Origin of the sequence: Kitasatospora sp. NPDC092286, assembly GCF_044755565.1 — a bacterium.
GTDB lineage: Bacteria > Actinomycetota > Actinomycetes > Streptomycetales > Streptomycetaceae > Kitasatospora.
In genome coordinates this window covers 46,999-62,436 of sequence record NZ_JBIVRD010000035.1, presented here as the reverse complement: position 1 = coordinate 62,436, position 15,438 = coordinate 46,999, and the positions used below count along the sequence as shown (strand labels likewise).

The window sequence follows — 15,438 nt, the reverse complement described above, 5'->3', positions numbered from 1 at the left end:
GCCTGTCCCCGGGCCGGCCGGGGGGGGGGGGGCCCCCCGGCCCGGGGCCCGGGGGGGGGCCGGGCCCGCGGGGGGGGGGGGGGGGGGGGGTGCGCCCCCCCCCCCCCCCCGCCCCCGGCCGTTTCCACCGGGCTCAGAGGCCCAGGTCGTCCAGGGTGTAGGCGGTGACGTACGGCAGGTCCGCCGCCTCGATCGCGGGGGCGGCGCCGCGCTCCACGATCACCGCGACGCCGACCACCTCGGCACCGGCCTCGCGCAGGGCCTCGACGGCGGTCAGCACCGAGCCGCCGGTGGTGGAGGTGTCCTCGACCGCCAGCACCCGGCGGCCCTTGACGTCCGGGCCCTCGATCCGGCGCTGCAGGCCGTGCGCCTTGCCCGCCTTGCGGACCACGAAGGCGTCCAGCTCACGGCCGCGGGCGGCGGCGGCGTGCAGCATCGCGGCGGCGACCGGGTCGGCACCGAGGGTCAGACCGCCGACGGCGTCGTACTCCAGGTGGGCGGTCGCGTCCAGCATCACCCGGCCGACCAGCGGGGCCGCCTGGGCGTCCAGCGTGATCCGGCGCAGGTCGACGTAGTAGTCGGCCTCCTTGCCGGAGGAAAGGGTGACCTTGCCGTGCACGACGGCCTTGTCCTTGATCTGTGCCAGCAGGGCGTCGCGGTCGTTGCTCATGAGCGTTCAGTCTAGGCCCTGCCCACACCGGACGGGCGCCCGGCGTGATGGGGCGGCTAGCGTCGGCGCAGGGCCCTGACCAGCACCACGGCGCCGCCGAGCAGGGCCACACCGCCGCCGATCATCCACGGGACCGCGCTGCGGCCGCCCGGGCCCGGGACCACGATGCCGCCGGCCTCGCCGCCCCAGCGGGACGCCGCCCGGGCCCGCGCGCTGCGGGCCGGCAGGGCGGGGGCGTAGCGGCCGCGCGGCGGGGCGTGGTCGACCTCCTCGGCGGAGCGGCCGACGATGCTGCGGCGGACCGGGCCGCTGAGCACCGGCTCCTCCTCGTACGCGAAGGGCAGGTCGGCGGGGAGATCGGTGGGCAGGTCCTCGGACTCGGCGGCCGGCTGCTCGGTGTCGGCCTGCTCGTCCTGGCCGTCGCGGTCGCCGGTGGGGAGGCCGAACCGCTCGGCGTCGGCGTCGGAGAAGGCGATCAGGTCGGAGAGGTCGTCCTCCAGGTCGTCGCCGGGTTCGTCCTGGCGGTCCTCGAGGAAGTGCACGGTGGCGGTGGTCTCCTCGGCCTCGTCGGCCTCCTCGGTGCCGTCCCCGGTGCTCTCGCCGTCGGCGGCGCTCGGAGCCGCGTCGGTGCCGGTGCCGGTGCCGGAGTCCGCGTCGGCATCCGTGTCGGCTTCGGCTTCGGTGTCCGTGTCGGCGTCGGTCTCCCCGTCCAGGGAGACGAGGGCGGCGGCGAAACGGTCCAGCAGCCTCCGGCCGGTCGCGGCGAGGGTCTCCTCGTCGAACTCGGTGAGCCGCCCGGTGGCGCTCAGGTCGCCGGTGAAGCGGACGACCGCGGTGCCGGCCCCGGCGCCGTCGGCGACGCTGATCCGTACGGTGGCGGTGGCCTCACCGCTGCCGCGCGCCTCCTGGCCTTCGGCGAACGCGGTCAGCACGCCCTCGCGCCCCTCGATCAGCGACAGCACGCCCTTGTACGTGATGGTGGAAGCGCCGATCCGCAGCCGCAGCCGCCCGCCGATCTCCTCGGCGGGGCCGCTGCCGACGGCGGCCGGTTCGGTGCTCAGTCCGGGCACGGAACGGGCCAGCAGCGCCGGATCCTGCAGGGCCTGCCGGACCAGCCCGGCCGGCATCGGGACGACAACCTCATGCTCCATGTCACGGAGCCTACCGACCGAAGCCCGTGTGGTCCCCGTGGTGGCCCCGGTCGGCTGCCCGGACGTCCCGCGGAGCCCGCTCCGCCCCACCCGCCGCAGGGGGGTCAGCGCGGTCCGAGCAGCGTGAGGGCGGCCGGCGGCCGGGCCGGGCGCTGGGCGGCGAGGAGGGCGGCGGAGGAGCGGAGCCCGTCCGGGGTGAGCGCGCGCGGTGGCGGCGCGTCCGGGGCGAGCGTGAGCGGGGGCTCGGCCGCGGCCGCGAGCAGGAAGTCCTGGCCGCTCTCCGGGCCGGGGCGGCAGCTCGCGGTGGCGCTGCCCTGGACGGCGTACGGGACGGTGCGCAGGCCGGCCGCGCGGAGGCCGGACTCGACCTGCCAGAGGCCGTTCTGGTCGCCGCCGGCCCGGACGGCGAGCCGCCCGCCGGGCGAGAGCAGCCGGGTGGTGAGGCCGTAGAACTCCTGCGAGTGGAACTTCACCGGGCCGCCGTCGGCCGGCGCGGGCAGGTCGGCGAGGACGACGTCGAAGGCCCGGTCCGTTCGGCCGCGGTCGCGCAGCCAGGCCAGCGGGTCGGCCGTGGCCGTCCTGACCCGGGGGTCGTCCAGCGAGCCGCCGGAGAGCGCGGTCAGGCCAGGGTCGGTCCGGGCGAGCCGGGTGAGCGCCGGGTCGGTGTCGACCACCAGCACCGAGCGGACCCCGCGGTGGCGCAGCACCTCCCGCAGGGCGAGCCCGTCGCCGCCGCCGAGCAGCAGGACCCGGGTGTCAGGACCGGCGGCCATCGCGGGGTGGACGAGCGCCTCGCTGCCCCGGTACTCGTCCGGTCCGCAGACCGCGAGCCGCCCGTCCAGGTAGAGCCGCAGCGGGCCCTCGGCGGGGCCGGTGAGCACGATCTCCTGGTACCGGCTGTGGGTGGCGAAGCGGACCTGCGGGCCGTACAGCGCGTGCCGGGCGGCCCGTTCGATCGCGTCGGACCAGGCGGCGGCCGCGCCGAGGGCGGCGAGGACGAGGGCGCAGCCGCCCCAGAGCAGCAGCCGTATCCGCGGCGCGGGCTCCTCGCGGAACAGCCAGAGCACCACGGCGCCCCCGGCGACGGCGTTGACCGCCCCGGTGACCAGCGCGCCGGTGCCCGGCCCGAAGCCGGGCAGGATCAGGAACGGGAAGGCGAGGCCGCCGATCAGCGCGCCCACGTAGTCGGCGGCGAACAGGTCGGCGGCGGCCCGCCCCGCGTCCTCCCGGCGGATCCGTTGGATGAGCGTCATCAGCAGCGGGATCTCGGCGCCGATCAGGATGCCGATCAGGCAGGTCAGGGCGACCATCGCGGCCTGGTAGCGGCCGATCCAGGCCCAGCAGGAGTACAGCGCGAGGACGGAGAGCCCGCCGGTGAGCGCGAGCGCGCACTCGATCAGTGCGAAGGAGGTGGCGGGGCGGCGGGTGAAGCGTTTGGCGAACAGGGAGCCCAGGCCCATCGCGAACACCATGACGGAGAGCACCACGGAGGTTTGGGTGACCGAGTCGCCGAGCAGATAGTCGCCGAGCGCGACGAGTTCGAGTTCGTAGACGAGTCCGCAGGCGGCGCAGATGAAGGCGGCCAGCAGGACGGTCAGCCGGGCGAGCCGGGGGTGGGCGCGCAGCCGGGACCGACGGCGGGCGGGCAGAGGGTTCAGGCTCCGCCCGGGCCGGGGTGGGCTGCCGTCGTCGAGGTCGAGTCCCGGTTGTACGGGAGGACCGGCCGGATGGTTGATCACGAACAAACGCTAGGCGACGTTCGGTGCGGATAGCTGCGTCCATTCGGCGGACAGAACGGTGCGGCAGGTTGACAGATCGTCGCTGTGTGCGAATCGGGGCGTGCGGGTGGGCGGGGGAGCGGGGGCCGTCATGGCCTGGGGACCACGAGCGAGGAGCGGGTGCAGACCAGCCGGCCCTCCTGGGGGTAGGCGTGCCAGGTGCGCCAGAGCAGCCGGTCCGCGCCGCCCTGGGTGACCAGTGCGGTGAAGGCGCTCGGATCGCCGGGGAAGACGCCGGCCAGACCGCGTGGATGGCCCTCGACCAGGGCCAGCAACTCCTGCGCGCGGGCGGCGAAGTCGTGCGGTGGCAGCGCCTCGATCCGGGCCGCGAACTCGTACTCCCAGCCGCCCACCTGCTTGGCCACCCGGGCGGGCAGCGGGGTGCGGCGGCCGGGCAGGCAGGCGACCGTCTCCAGGCACTCGCCGGGGCCGGCGGCGATCACCACCTGGTGCGAGGCGCCCAGCAGCCGCAGCTGGAGCGTGCCGGGCGGGCCCGGGTGGCCGGCACCTTCGAGTCTCAGGTCGCGGACCGCGAGAGCGGGCAGCGGGTCGCCGCCGAGACACCAGGCCAGGTCACCGGCGCGGGTGTCCGTGTAGGAGGTCTGCAGTGTGGTGAGCATGCTCGGCTCCGCGTTTCAGCTCCGTGCGCGCCCGCCGGGCAGCAGCGAGTAGGCCTAGGCATGGGGCGAGGCTGTTCGTGGCTGTACGGCCCAGGGCGCGGCCGGCCGTGGAAGGAAGGATTCCGGCTGGAGATTCAGCAGCAGAGAAGCATGAATACGCCGGGTCCGTCGGTGATTTACCCAACTTTGTCAAGCATTCACTGTTTCGAGCACACCTGCTTCCCTGCTCTGATCGACCCGGTGTGCGACTCTGCTCAGCGTGCGCCCTTTACCCCGGGTCGCGCGCCGTGCGCGCTGGCTACGAGCCTGCCGCACGACTCGCGCGCCTCCGGCCCTCACGCGCCCGGCGCACCGACCCGGCGCCGCGCCGTCGGGGCGGCGCCGATCGCCCGGCTGGCGGCGACCGGTCCGCCGGGGCATGAGAGTTGACTGATCGTCAGTGATGAACCGGAGGCCGGTCGGAAGGCCGGAGCCGAACGAGCCGGGCGACGGCCTTCCCCAGGACGTGCGCCCTTGTGCGGAACGTGAACCGGATCGCCACCACCCCGCACCGCCCGGGCCGGGACCGGCAGAACTCACCGCCGTCCTTCTCGCCCAGCGGGGTGATGCCGGCGGGTGGCGAAGCAGGTGCCCGCCGCCGCGGTTGCCTTCCTCGCCGGCCCCAGCGCGTCCTTCATCACCGGTCAGTCGTTGCACGTCGACGGAGGCCGGCTCCTCCACTGACCGGCACGTCCCACCGAACAGGAAGCAGACCACCATGCGGCACCGCGTCCGAGCCGTCCTCCTCACCCCGAACGACACCATGCTGCTGATCAAGCGCATCCGTCCCGGCGTCGACCCGTACTGGGTGATCGTCGGCGGCAAGATCGAACCCACCGACGCCGGCCCCGAGGACGCCCTGCGGCGCGAGGTCCGCGAGGAGATCTCCGGCGAAGCCCGGATCGGCAGCCTCCTCCACACCATCGAGACCGACGACGAGCGCCAGGACTTCTACCTCGCCACCATCGAGAAGTGGAGCTTCGACGACCGCACCGGCCCGGAGTTCAGCCAGGAAGGCCGAGGCGAGTACCTCCTGGAGGAGATCCCCCTGACCGCCGACGCCCTTGACGCGGTCAGCCTCCTGCCCCAGGAGTTCGCCGCGGTCCTGCGCGAGGCTGTCGAGCGCGGGGAACTCCTCGCCGCCCGGTAACCGCAAAAGGGATGGCCGGGCCAGTGGACCGGCCCGGCTACCAGAACCCACCCTCCCCACCGAGCGGGCCGACCGGCCGTCGGCCGTCGCCGACCAGGCACTCGACCCGCCCGGAGAGCGGGAGGAGAGCGGGAGGAGGGCCCAACGCCCTTGGCGGTACCGGACGATCAGGTCCGCGAGGCGGTCGCGACGCTGTTTCGGGTGATCCGGCCGGAGCCGCGCCTGCGGCTGGGCGGGACCGGGGCGATCGGGCCCGCACCGCACTCCGTGCCGCCAGGGCCGGGCTGGACGTCGGTCGGCAGGTGGCCGGCGCGGCAGGGTAGGCGCTGGTGGGACCGCGCTGGCGGCGGCCTCACCGGCATCGGTCAGAGCTGCTGGAGCCGGGCCACCGCCTCTTCCAGGACGTGCACCCTTTTGCAGAACGTGAACCGGACGAGCGAGCGCCCGGCCTCGGTGTTGTCGTAGAAGACGGCGTTGGGGATGGCGACGACGCCGCAGCGCTCGGGCAGGGACCGGCAGAACTCGATGCCGTCCTTCTCGCCGAGCGGGGTGATGTCGGTGGTGATGAAGTACGTGCCCTCGGGGTTGAAGACCCGGAAGCCGGCCGCGCTCAGCCCATCCGCGAGCAGGTCGCGCTTGCGACGCAGGTCGGCGCGGAAGTCGTCGAAGTAGCTCCCGGGCAGCCGCAGCGCCTCGGCGACGGCGTACTGGAACGGCCCGGCGCTGACGTACGTCAGGTACTGCTTCGCCGTACGGACGGCGGCCACCAGCGGCGCGCTCGCCGTCACCCAGCCGACCTTCCACCCGGTGAAGGAGAAGGTCTTGCCGGCCGAGGAGATGGAGACGGTGCGCTCCCGCATGCCGGGGAGGGCGGCGATCGGGTGGTGGGCGCCGCTGAACACCAGGTGCTCGTACACCTCGTCGGTGATCACCAACAGGTCGCGCTCGACGGCGAGGGCGGCGATCGCGGCCAGTTCCTCGGGGTTGAGCACCAGGCCGGTCGGGTTGTGCGGCGAGTTGAGCAGCAGCAGCCGGGTGCGCGGGGTGACCAGGGCGCGCAGCCGCTCCAGGTCGGGCCGGAAGTCCGGGGCCCGCAGGGTGAGCGGCACACGGGCCGCTCCGGCCATCGCGATGCAGGCGGCGTACGAGTCGTAGAACGGCTCCAGGGCGATCACCTCGTCGCCCGGCTCCAGCAGGGCCAGCAGCGCGGCGGCGATCGCCTCGGTGGCGCCGGCGGTGACCAGGACCTCGGTGTCCGGGTCGTAGGTGAGGCCACGGAAGCGCTGCTGGTGCTCGGCGATGGCGTGCCGGAGCTCGGGGATGCCCGGGCCGGGCGGGTACTGGTTGCCCTGGCCGCTCAGCACGGCCCGGGCCGCCGCCTCGGCGATCTCGCGCGGTCCGTCGGTGTCCGGGAAGCCCTGACCGAGGTTGATCGAACCGGTGGCGGTGGCGAGGGCGGACATCTCGGCGAAGATCGTCGTGCCCATACCGTCCAGCCGGCGGTTCAGCAGCGGCCTCGTACCCATTACAGCTCCTCACACCTTGGCGTCGCCCCATCCTGGGGGCAGCCGGCGGCCGGGGACAAGGACGGCCCGCCACCGGGGGTTGCCGGTGGCGGGCCGTTCGTAAGGCCGGACGCGGTGAGGGGCTCAGGCCTCGTCGGTGCCCTCGGGGGCGCCGCCCTCGCCGTCCTCGCCCTCGATGTCCTTCTGCAGGCCGAGGCGCTCGACGATCCACTGCTCGAAACCGACGGCGGCCTGGGTCCAGTTGGCGGTGGTGGTGACGAAGTAGTCCAGGTTGACGCCGGTGCCGACGATCATCTGGGCCTCGCCGATGAGGCGGACCACGCCGTCCTCGTGGGTGTGCGTGTAGACCTTGGGCCAGAGGGTCTCGCGGTTCCACTCGTCGATCAGGTCGAGGATCTCGCCCTTGTCCTCAAGCGGGTAGGCGCGGTCGTAGAACGCGCGGACCGCGAAGAGCTCCTTCTGCTCGCCGCGGAACATGTAGTAGACGCGGAAGCCCTCCCAGGGGGCGGTGAGGTCGCCCTCCTCGTCCACGACGTGCTTGAGCTGCATCTGGTCCAGGAGCTGGGTCACCAGGGCCTGGTCCGGAACGATGATGGGCGGCGGGCCGGCCGGCCGCCCCTGACCGCCGGGCTGACCGCCCTGCGGTGCGCCGAACGACGGGATGGACGACGGGTCGATGCTCATGGGGGTCCTCTTCCTCAGTGCACGTGGTGGCCGGCAATGAGAGGCCGCCCTTTCCACCTTCCATCCTGCCTCATCCGGGCGGCGCCTTACAGGGGCACCCGGCGGCGGGCCGGGGCCTGTTGGATCATGCCGGAGCCCGGGCGCCGGCGGCGGCCACCGAGGGTGAACACGGTGGTGGGCCGCCCTGCCGTGCGAGGGCGGCCCACCGTGCTCCGGGCGCTACTTCTCCAGCGGTCCGCGGGCACGGACGGTGAGGCGGTCGCCCTCCTCGTCCCGTTCGACCAGAACGGTGTCTCCGTCGTGCACCTGGCCGGAGAGGATGGACCTGGCCAGCTGGTCGCCGATCGCGGACTGCACCAGGCGCCGCAGCGGACGGGCGCCGTACGCGGGGTCGTAGCCGGTGAGGGCCAGCCAGTCCCGGGCGGCCTCGGAGACCTGGAGGGTGAGCCGGCGCTCGCGCAGCCGCTCGCCCAGCCGGGCCACCTGGAGGTCGACGATCCGGGTGAGCTCCGCGGTGCCCAGCGGTTCGAAGACCACGATGTCGTCCAGCCGGTTGAGGAACTCCGGCTTGAAGGCGGCCCGCACCGACTCCAGCACCAGGTCCTTCTTCCGCTCCTCGGGGATGGCCGGGTCCACCAGGAACTGCGAGCCCAGGTTGGAGGTGAGGATCAGGATCGCGTTGCGGAAGTCCACCGTGCGGCCCTGGCCGTCGGTGAGCCGGCCGTCGTCCAGGACCTGGAGCAGCACGTCGAAGACCTCGGGATGGGCCTTCTCCACCTCGTCCAGCAGCACCACGCTGTACGGGCGGCGGCGGACCGCCTCGGTGAGCTGGCCGCCCTCCTCGTAGCCGACGTACCCGGGCGGGGCGCCGACCAGGCGGGAGACGGAGTGCTTCTCGCCGTACTCGCTCATGTCGATGCGGACCATCGCCCGCTCGTCGTCGAAGAGGAAGTCGGCCAGGGCCTTGGCGAGTTCGGTCTTGCCGACGCCGGTCGGGCCGAGGAAGAGGAAGGAGCCGGTCGGGCGGTCCGGGTCGGCGATGCCCGAGCGGGTGCGGCGCACCGCGTCCGAGACGGCCTGGACGGCCTCCCGCTGGCCGATCAGGCGCCGGCCCAACTCATCCTCCATGCGCAGGAGTTTGGCGCTCTCACCCTCCAGCAGCCGGCCGGCCGGGATGCCCGTCCAGGACGCGACCACATCGGCCACGTCGTCCGGGCCGACCTCCTCCTTGACCATGGACGCGGAGGCGTCCTGGTCCGCCGCGCGTTCCTGAGCCTCGGTCAGCTCGTGCTCGGCGGACGGGATCTCGGCGTACATCAGCTTGGAGGCGCGCTCGAAGTCGCCGTCGCGCTGGGCGCGTTCGAGGGCGCCGCGCAGGTCGTCCAGGCGCTCCTTGAGCTCGCCGACCCGGTTGAGGCTCTTCTTCTCCTGCTCCCAGCGTGCCGTGAGCACGCTCAGCTGCTCGTTCTTGTCGGCCAGGTCGCGCCGAAGCCGGGCCAGCCGGTCCACCGAGGCGGGGTCGGACTCCTTCTCCAGGGCCAGCTCCTCCATCCGCAACCGGTCGACGGCGCGCTGGAGTTCGTCGATCTCCACCGGGGAGGAGTCGATCTCCATCCGGAGCCGGGAGGCCGCCTCGTCGACCAGGTCGATCGCCTTGTCGGGGAGGAAGCGGGAGGTGATGTAGCGGTTGGAGAGGGTGGCGGCGGCGACCAGGGCGGCGTCCGCGATCTGCACCTTGTGGTGCGCCTCGTACCGGCCCTTGAGGCCGCGCAGGATGGCGATCGAGTCCTCCACGCTGGGCTCGCCGACCAGCACCTGCTGGAAGCGCCGCTCCAGGGCCGGGTCCTTCTCGATCCGCTCGCGGTACTCGTCCAGGGTGGTGGCGCCGACCATCCGCAGCTCGCCGCGGGCCAGCATCGGCTTGAGCATGTTGCCGGCGTCCATCGCGGAGTCGCCGCCGGCGCCCGCGCCGACCATGGTGTGCAGCTCGTCGATGAAGGTGACGACCTGGCCGTCGCTCTGCTTGATGTCGTTCAGAACGGCCTTCAGCCGCTCCTCGAACTCGCCGCGGTACTTCGCGCCGGCGACCATCGCGCTGAGGTCCAGGGCGACCAGCCGCTTGCCGCGCAGCGACTCCGGCACGTCGCCGGCGACGATCCGCTGGGCCAGGCCCTCGACCACGGCCGTCTTGCCGACGCCGGGCTCGCCGATCAGCACCGGGTTGTTCTTGGTCCGGCGGGAGAGCACCTGGACGACCCGGCGGATCTCCTGGTCCCGCCCGATCACCGGGTCGAGCTTGCCGTCCCGGGCGGCCTGGGTGAGGTCGGTGCCGTACTTCTCCAGCGCCTTGTAGGTGCCCTCCGGGTCGGGCGAGGTGACCCGGCCGCTGCCGCGCACGTCCTTGAACGCGGCGAGCAGCGCCTTCGCCGTGGCGCCCTGCCGGGCCAGCAGCTCGGCGACCGCCCCGCCCTCGGCGGCCAGGCCGACCATCAGGTGTTCGGTGGAGACGTACTGGTCGTCCAGGTCGTCGGCGCGCCGGCCGGCCTCGGTGAGCACGGCCAGGGTGTCGCGGGACAGCTGCGGCGCGGCGACGGTGGAGCCGCTGGCGCTGGGCAGCGCGGTCAGCAGGCGGCGGGCCTCGGCGTCGGTCTGCGCGGCGTCCGCGCCGACCGCTTCCAGGAGCGGCCTGGCGATGCCCTCGGGCTGTTCCAGCAGGGCGATCAGGATGTGCACCGGCTTGACGTCCGGGTTCCCGGCGCCGCCGGCCTGCCGGATCGCGGCGGACAGGGCGTCCTGCGTCTTGGTGGTGAACTTGCTGGCGTCCACTGCTGGGGTGTCCTCCTCGGACTCGCTGTCGGTACTCCGGGTTCCGGTCCACGGGTTCCCGGCGCCGGTCTCGGGCGCCGGTCTCCGGGTTCCGGTCTTCGGTCTTCGGGCTTTCGGTGCTGCTGACTACAGCATGCACTAAGTTGAGTCTATTCCGCTCAACTTTCAGATGAACGTTTCCGTGGACGCGGACCGGCCCCTGCGGCGCCCGCGGCCCCCGCCCCTACCCGCACCCGCGGGTACGGTGCGCTCTGCCGGGTGAGCCCCAGCAGCTCCCTGGCCGGCCCGCTCGGCCGCCGCCCGGCCGGCCAGACCGCGCGCAGCGGGCGCCGCAGGTCCAGCCCGTCCGCCAGTGGCACCGCCACCAGCCGCCGGGTCGCCAGCTCCTCCACCACCGCCAGCTCGCTCAGGCAGACCGGCCCGGCCCCGGTCATCGCCGCCGCCTTCAGCGCCGTGGAGGAGGCCAGCTCCAGCCGCGGCTTCGCGGCGCCCCCGTACGGCGCCAGCGCCATCTCCAGCACCTCCCGGGTGCCGGAACCGGGCTCGCGCAGCACCAGCGGCGTCGCGGCCAGCTCGGCCCCGGTGAGCGGTGCCCGGCGGCGGGCCCAGGCGTGTCCGGGCGCGACCACCACCACCAGCCGGTCGGCGGCCACCACCGCGCCGGCCAGCCCCGGCGGGGTGGACGGGCCCTCGACGAAGCCGAGGTCCGCCTCCCCGGCCAGCACGTGTCCGGCGACGTCCGCCGAGTTCGCCGTCCGCAGCGTCACCGCCGTGCCGGGGCTGGCCGTGTGCAGCGCCAGCAGCCAGCCGGGCATCAGGTACTCGGCGACGGTCAGGCTGGCCACCACCACCAGACGGGCGTCCCGCCGCTCCCGCAGCGCGTCGATCCCGGCGTCCAGCGCCTGTGCGGCCTCCACCACATGCCGCGCCCACTCGACCACCAGCCGGCCCGCCTCGGTCGGCCGCGAGCCGCGCGGGGAGCGGTCCAGCAGCGGGACGCCGATCTGCCGCTCCATGCCCTTGATCCGGGCGCTGGCGGTCGGCTGGCTCACCCCCAGTTCCGCCGCGGCCCGCCCGACGCTGCCCAGCCGGGCCACTGCGAGCAGCAGCTCCAGCGCTCCGAGTTCGGGGACACGCGGGGAGAGGGCCATAGATCCAGGCTATGTCCTCATAGATCGCCCGGCGCTACCGGAGCCGGTCGGCCGAGGGCACGGTGGGTCTCATGGCCACCCTTCTCAGCGTCCGACCGCTCACCCGCACCCCCCGCCTCGACCTCGCCCAGCTCGGCCCCAACTGGTACGCCGCGATCATGGGCACCGCGATCGTCGGCAACGGGGCGGCCGTGCTTCCGGTCCGGCTGCCCGGGCTGATCGGGTTCGGCGAGCTGATGTGGGCGCTCGGGCTGGCCGGCCTGCTGCTGCTCGGCGGCGCCCGGGCGGTCCACCTGACCCGGCACCGCGCGGCCGCCCGCACCCAGCTGCTGGACAACCCGGCCACCGCGGTCTTCTACGGCTGTCCGCCGATGGCCCTGCTGGCGGTCGGCCTCGGCACCCTGCTGCTCGGCTCCCGGGTGATCGGCACCGGCCCCGCCGTCGCCCTGGACGCCGTGCTCTGGAGCGCAGGCACGCTGTACGCCCTGGCCGTCGCGGCCGGCATCCCGTATCTGATGATCACCAGGCACTCGCTCTCCGCGCTGGAGGCCAACCCGACCTGGCTGCTGCCGGTGGTCGCCCCGCTGGTCGCCGCCGCGACCGGCCCCGCGCTCGTCCCGCACCTGCCGGCCGGGACCGCGCAGCAGGCCATGCTGTACGGCTGCTACGCGCTGCTCGGCGTCGGCCTGCTGGCCACCCTCGCCCTGCTGCCGGTGGTGCTCACCGGGCTCGTCCACAGCAAGCTGCCCGCGCTGGTGCTCACCCCCTCGCTGTTCCTGGTGCTCGGGCCGCTCGGCCAGTCCACCACCGCCGTCCACCAGCTCGCCGACGCCGCCCGGCCGGTCCTGCCGCAACTCGCCCCCGCCGCGCTCGCCTTCGCGGAGCTGTACGGGGTCGCGGTGCTCGGCGTCGCGATGCTCTGGCTGGTCATCGCCGTCACCGCCAACCTGCGCGCCCGCCGGGCCGGGATGCCGTTCGCGATGACCTGGTGGGCGTACACCTTCCCGGTCGGCACCTGCGTCACCGGCGCCGCCGGCCTCGCCCGCCACACCGGGTTCGCCGGCTTCACCGGCCTGGCCGCCGGGCTCTATGTGCTGCTGATCGCGGCCTGGGCCGTCGCCGCCTGCGGCACCGCGGCAGGACTGGCGGGCGGCCGCCTGCTGGCGCGCTGAGTGCTCCGGCCGCAGGACGCGCGCCTGCTGCGGTTTCGCGAACGGCCCGGACGGCGCTCGGGGACGGCGTACGAGCTCCGCGCACGGAGACGGCGTACAAGCTCCGCGCACGGTGCGCACAGGCGGAGCGCGGTCGTCCGGAGACGAATGAACGGACGGGAGGACTCCGCCACCGCACCGCTGTGACCAGCGGTTTCGCGTGGAGCCACGTCGGGACCCGGCGCCCCGCGCCGGCCGGCCGCTGCAGGTTCCTGCAATTGCGAGAACATGCACTCGGGCTGGCCTTGTTCACCGGCCGTCACGCTGTGAGGGTGGAGTCACGTCAGGCCGTCCGGGCAACCGCAGCCCGATGGTGGCGACTTGCTCTTCAGTACTGGATGCGTGAGGTACGTCAGTACCTGCATATCGGGGGGAAGAGCGTCGGCCGGGTGCCATGTGTGGTGATGGCGCCCGGGACCGGAGTCGGCGAGGCGTTGCTGCTCCGCCTCGCCGGAAGCGCCGTGGCCTCGACGTGCACCGGCGGCCCCCGGGGAACCCGTGTGCGACGGCACCCGGGGCCCGGGGGCCCGCCGGCTCGCAGTACCGTGATCGGGTGCGCTGCACGGTGCCGAGCCCATGACCGGAAAGCATCGGCCGCGCGGGAGACGAAGACACATCCGAGATCCATCCGGCAGGGAGTGTTCGAGGTGACGGCGGATCCGACGGCCGCTCCTGGCACCACGGCGGCGGTCGGCGAGCCCGACGAGGCGGCCCGTCGGCTCTACCTGGCCGTGGTCGGCCGCGGCGGACGCATCCCCTTCGCCGAGGTCCCGGAGAGCGACCAGCCCGCCCTGCGCCGGCTGGTGGCCATCGGCCTGCTGATACCCAACCCGGTCGACGCCTGCCACACCGCCGTCAGCCCGCGCTCGGTCAGCGACCGCCTCGGCGCCGAGCTGCGCAGCGAGGCGACCCGCCTGCTGGTCCGCGCCGAGAACCTCCCCGGCACCCTCGACACCCTCACCCGCGCCTACGACGCGATGCCCCGCCGGCCCGAGCGGTCCGGCGGCGCCGTCTACATCGAGGGCCACGTCCACATCCGCCAGCGCATCTCCCAGCTGGTCTCCGACTGCCGTACCGAGGTGCTCACCGCCCAGCCCGGCCACCGTCCGGCCGACGCCCTGCAGATCGCCGTCCGCCAGGACGTCCAACTGCTCCAGCGGGGCTGTTCGCTGCGCACCGTCTACCAGCCGATCGCGTTCTCCGAGCCGGCCGCCCGGGCCTACGCCGACGAGGTCTCCCGGCACGGATCGCTGATCCGGACCCTGGACGAGCCGTTCCAGCGCCTGATCGTCTTCGACCGCACGGTCGCGGTGATCTCCGCCAACGACGACCACAGCACCGCCGCCTTCATCTCCGACCCGGCCGCGATCGCCTTCCTGGTCGGCGGCTTCGAACGCGACTGGGCCCGGGCCGACACCACCGACTGGGCCGCGCCCCTCACCCACGGCCCCACCCGCGCCGCCCCCGACCGGGTCGGCCGGCTGCTCGCCAAGGGCCTCACCCAGCGCGCCGTCGCCTCCCGCCTCGGCCTCAGCGAACGCACCGTCGCCGCCCACATCTCCCGGCTGCGCGACCGGCACGGCGCCCAGACGCTGTACCAGCTCGGCTGGCTGATGAGGGGAGAGCACGATGGCTGACACCCGTACGCCCTCGGACCTGCTGACCGCGGCGCTCCCCGACGACGACGCCCGCGCGCTCTACCGCGCGATCCTCCGCAACGGCGGCCGGCTGCGCGCCGCCGAGGTCGGCACCGGCGAGGCCGGGCCACTGCGGCGGCTGGTCGAGATCGGTCTGGTCGTGCCGCAGCTGATGGACGCCTCGTACAGCGCGGTGGACCCGCGGTCGGTCACCGACCGGATCGGCGCGGACATCCGGCTGATGAGCGCCCGGCTGCTGGCGGAGGCGGAGCAACTGCCGGACCTGCTGGGCGATCTGACCCAGGCGTACGACGCCGCCTCGCATCGCGGCAACCGCCCCACCGGGGTCCGGTACGTGTCGGGCATGGAACAGATCCGGCATCAGGTCGACCAGCTGGCCCTGGAGTTCCGGGACGAGTACCTGACCGCGACGCCCGGTGGCGCCTGCCCGGTGGCGGCGCTGCCCGACCGGCTGAACCACGCCCTCCGCTACCTCGAACACGGCGGAACCATGCGGGCGGTCTACGAGCCGGCCGCCCGGGTGGACGGACCCACGGTGGAGTTCGCGGTCGAGGTCACCCGGCTCGGGTGCACGATCCGCGTGCTGGCCGCGCCGTTCTCCCGGTTGCTGATCTTCGATCGCACGGTGGCGGTGATCCCGGCCGCCGCGGACAACACCAGTGCGGCCTTCGTGGAGGACCCGGCGACGGTCGCCTTCCTGGTGGGCGTTTTCGAGCAGCAGTGGCAGCAGGCCGAGGGGGTGAACTGGGCGGCGCTGGCCGACGGGGGCACCGAGCCGCTGGTGCACGAGCAGGTCGGCCGGCTGCTGTCCCAGGGGCTGACCCAGCGGGCGATCGCGAGCCGGCTGGGGCTGAGCGAGCGGACGGTGGCCGGTCACATCTCGCGGCTGCGCGAGCTGTACGACGCTCAGACGCTGTTCCAGCTCGGCTGGCAGATGCGGGGAGCCAGGACCGGGGAGTCCAATGGCTGAGCCG

The 15,438-nt window shown here is 74.0% G+C and carries 13 protein-coding genes; 5 read left to right on the top strand and 8 right to left on the bottom strand.

Going from position 1 to position 15,438, the window contains the following annotated elements:
• Positions 1 to 133: 133 nt before the first annotated feature.
• The 4 genes from pyrE to ACIQIB_RS29395 form a co-directional block, all read right to left on the bottom strand.
• On the bottom strand, positions 134 to 670 hold the full coding sequence (pyrE, locus tag ACIQIB_RS29410) for an orotate phosphoribosyltransferase (protein WP_363603798.1): 537 nt from the start codon (positions 668 to 670) through the stop codon (positions 134 to 136).
• A 56-nt stretch (positions 671 to 726) separates the two neighbouring features.
• Entirely contained in the window at positions 727 to 1,821 is a 1,095-nt protein-coding gene (locus ACIQIB_RS29405; RefSeq protein ID WP_400761664.1) for a hypothetical protein, read from the bottom strand.
• Positions 1,822 to 1,925: 104 nt separating this feature from the next.
• On the bottom strand, positions 1,926 to 3,560 hold the full coding sequence (locus tag ACIQIB_RS29400) for a polyamine aminopropyltransferase (RefSeq protein ID WP_363603801.1): 1,635 nt from the start codon (positions 3,558 to 3,560) through the stop codon (positions 1,926 to 1,928).
• Between the two features lie 128 nt (positions 3,561 to 3,688).
• Positions 3,689 to 4,219, bottom strand: a complete 531-nt coding sequence (locus ACIQIB_RS29395; protein WP_363603802.1) for a DUF2617 family protein — start codon at positions 4,217 to 4,219, stop codon at positions 3,689 to 3,691.
• Between the two features lie 615 nt (positions 4,220 to 4,834).
• Here ACIQIB_RS29395 and ACIQIB_RS29390 point away from each other — a divergent pair.
• Positions 4,835 to 4,942 carry an SDR family oxidoreductase gene (locus tag ACIQIB_RS29390; protein WP_400761661.1) on the top strand — a complete coding sequence of 36 codons (108 nt, stop codon included), beginning with the start codon at positions 4,835 to 4,837 and terminating at the stop codon, positions 4,940 to 4,942.
• 34 nt (positions 4,943 to 4,976) lie between these two features.
• Positions 4,977 to 5,408 carry an NUDIX domain-containing protein gene (locus tag ACIQIB_RS29385; protein WP_400658300.1) on the top strand — a complete coding sequence of 144 codons (432 nt, stop codon included), beginning with the start codon at positions 4,977 to 4,979 and terminating at the stop codon, positions 5,406 to 5,408.
• A gap of 365 nt (positions 5,409 to 5,773) precedes the next feature.
• Here ACIQIB_RS29385 and ACIQIB_RS29380 read toward each other — a convergent pair whose 3' ends face one another.
• From ACIQIB_RS29380 to ACIQIB_RS29365, 4 genes are all read right to left on the bottom strand, one after another.
• Entirely contained in the window at positions 5,774 to 6,934 is a 1,161-nt protein-coding gene (locus tag ACIQIB_RS29380) for a pyridoxal phosphate-dependent aminotransferase (protein ID WP_400761659.1), read from the bottom strand.
• Between the two features lie 123 nt (positions 6,935 to 7,057).
• Positions 7,058 to 7,618 carry a YbjN domain-containing protein gene (locus ACIQIB_RS29375; RefSeq protein WP_363603806.1) on the bottom strand — a complete coding sequence of 187 codons (561 nt, stop codon included), beginning with the start codon at positions 7,616 to 7,618 and terminating at the stop codon, positions 7,058 to 7,060.
• 219 nt (positions 7,619 to 7,837) lie between these two features.
• Positions 7,838 to 10,444 carry an ATP-dependent chaperone ClpB gene (clpB, locus tag ACIQIB_RS29370; RefSeq protein ID WP_363603807.1) on the bottom strand — a complete coding sequence of 869 codons (2,607 nt, stop codon included), beginning with the start codon at positions 10,442 to 10,444 and terminating at the stop codon, positions 7,838 to 7,840.
• Positions 10,445 to 10,602: 158 nt separating this feature from the next.
• Positions 10,603 to 11,595: a LysR family transcriptional regulator gene (locus ACIQIB_RS29365; protein WP_400761656.1), complete on the bottom strand. Its 993-nt coding sequence runs from the start codon at positions 11,593 to 11,595 to the stop codon at positions 10,603 to 10,605.
• Between the two features lie 71 nt (positions 11,596 to 11,666).
• Here ACIQIB_RS29365 and ACIQIB_RS29360 point away from each other — a divergent pair, with 71 nt between their 5' ends.
• The 3 genes from ACIQIB_RS29360 (at position 11,667) to ACIQIB_RS29350 (ending at position 15,434) form a co-directional block, all read left to right on the top strand.
• Positions 11,667 to 12,767 (top strand): TDT family transporter, encoded by a 1,101-nt coding sequence (locus ACIQIB_RS29360; RefSeq protein WP_363603810.1) that lies wholly within the window; start codon positions 11,667 to 11,669, stop codon positions 12,765 to 12,767.
• A 686-nt stretch (positions 12,768 to 13,453) separates the two neighbouring features.
• Positions 13,454 to 14,443, top strand: coding sequence for a LuxR C-terminal-related transcriptional regulator (locus ACIQIB_RS29355; protein WP_363603811.1), 990 nt, complete (start codon positions 13,454 to 13,456; stop codon positions 14,441 to 14,443).
• Entirely contained in the window at positions 14,436 to 15,434 is a 999-nt protein-coding gene (locus ACIQIB_RS29350) for a LuxR C-terminal-related transcriptional regulator (RefSeq protein WP_400761653.1), read from the top strand. The genes ACIQIB_RS29355 and ACIQIB_RS29350 overlap by 8 nt, the downstream gene beginning before the upstream one ends.
• Positions 15,435 to 15,438: the final 4 nt, after the last annotated feature.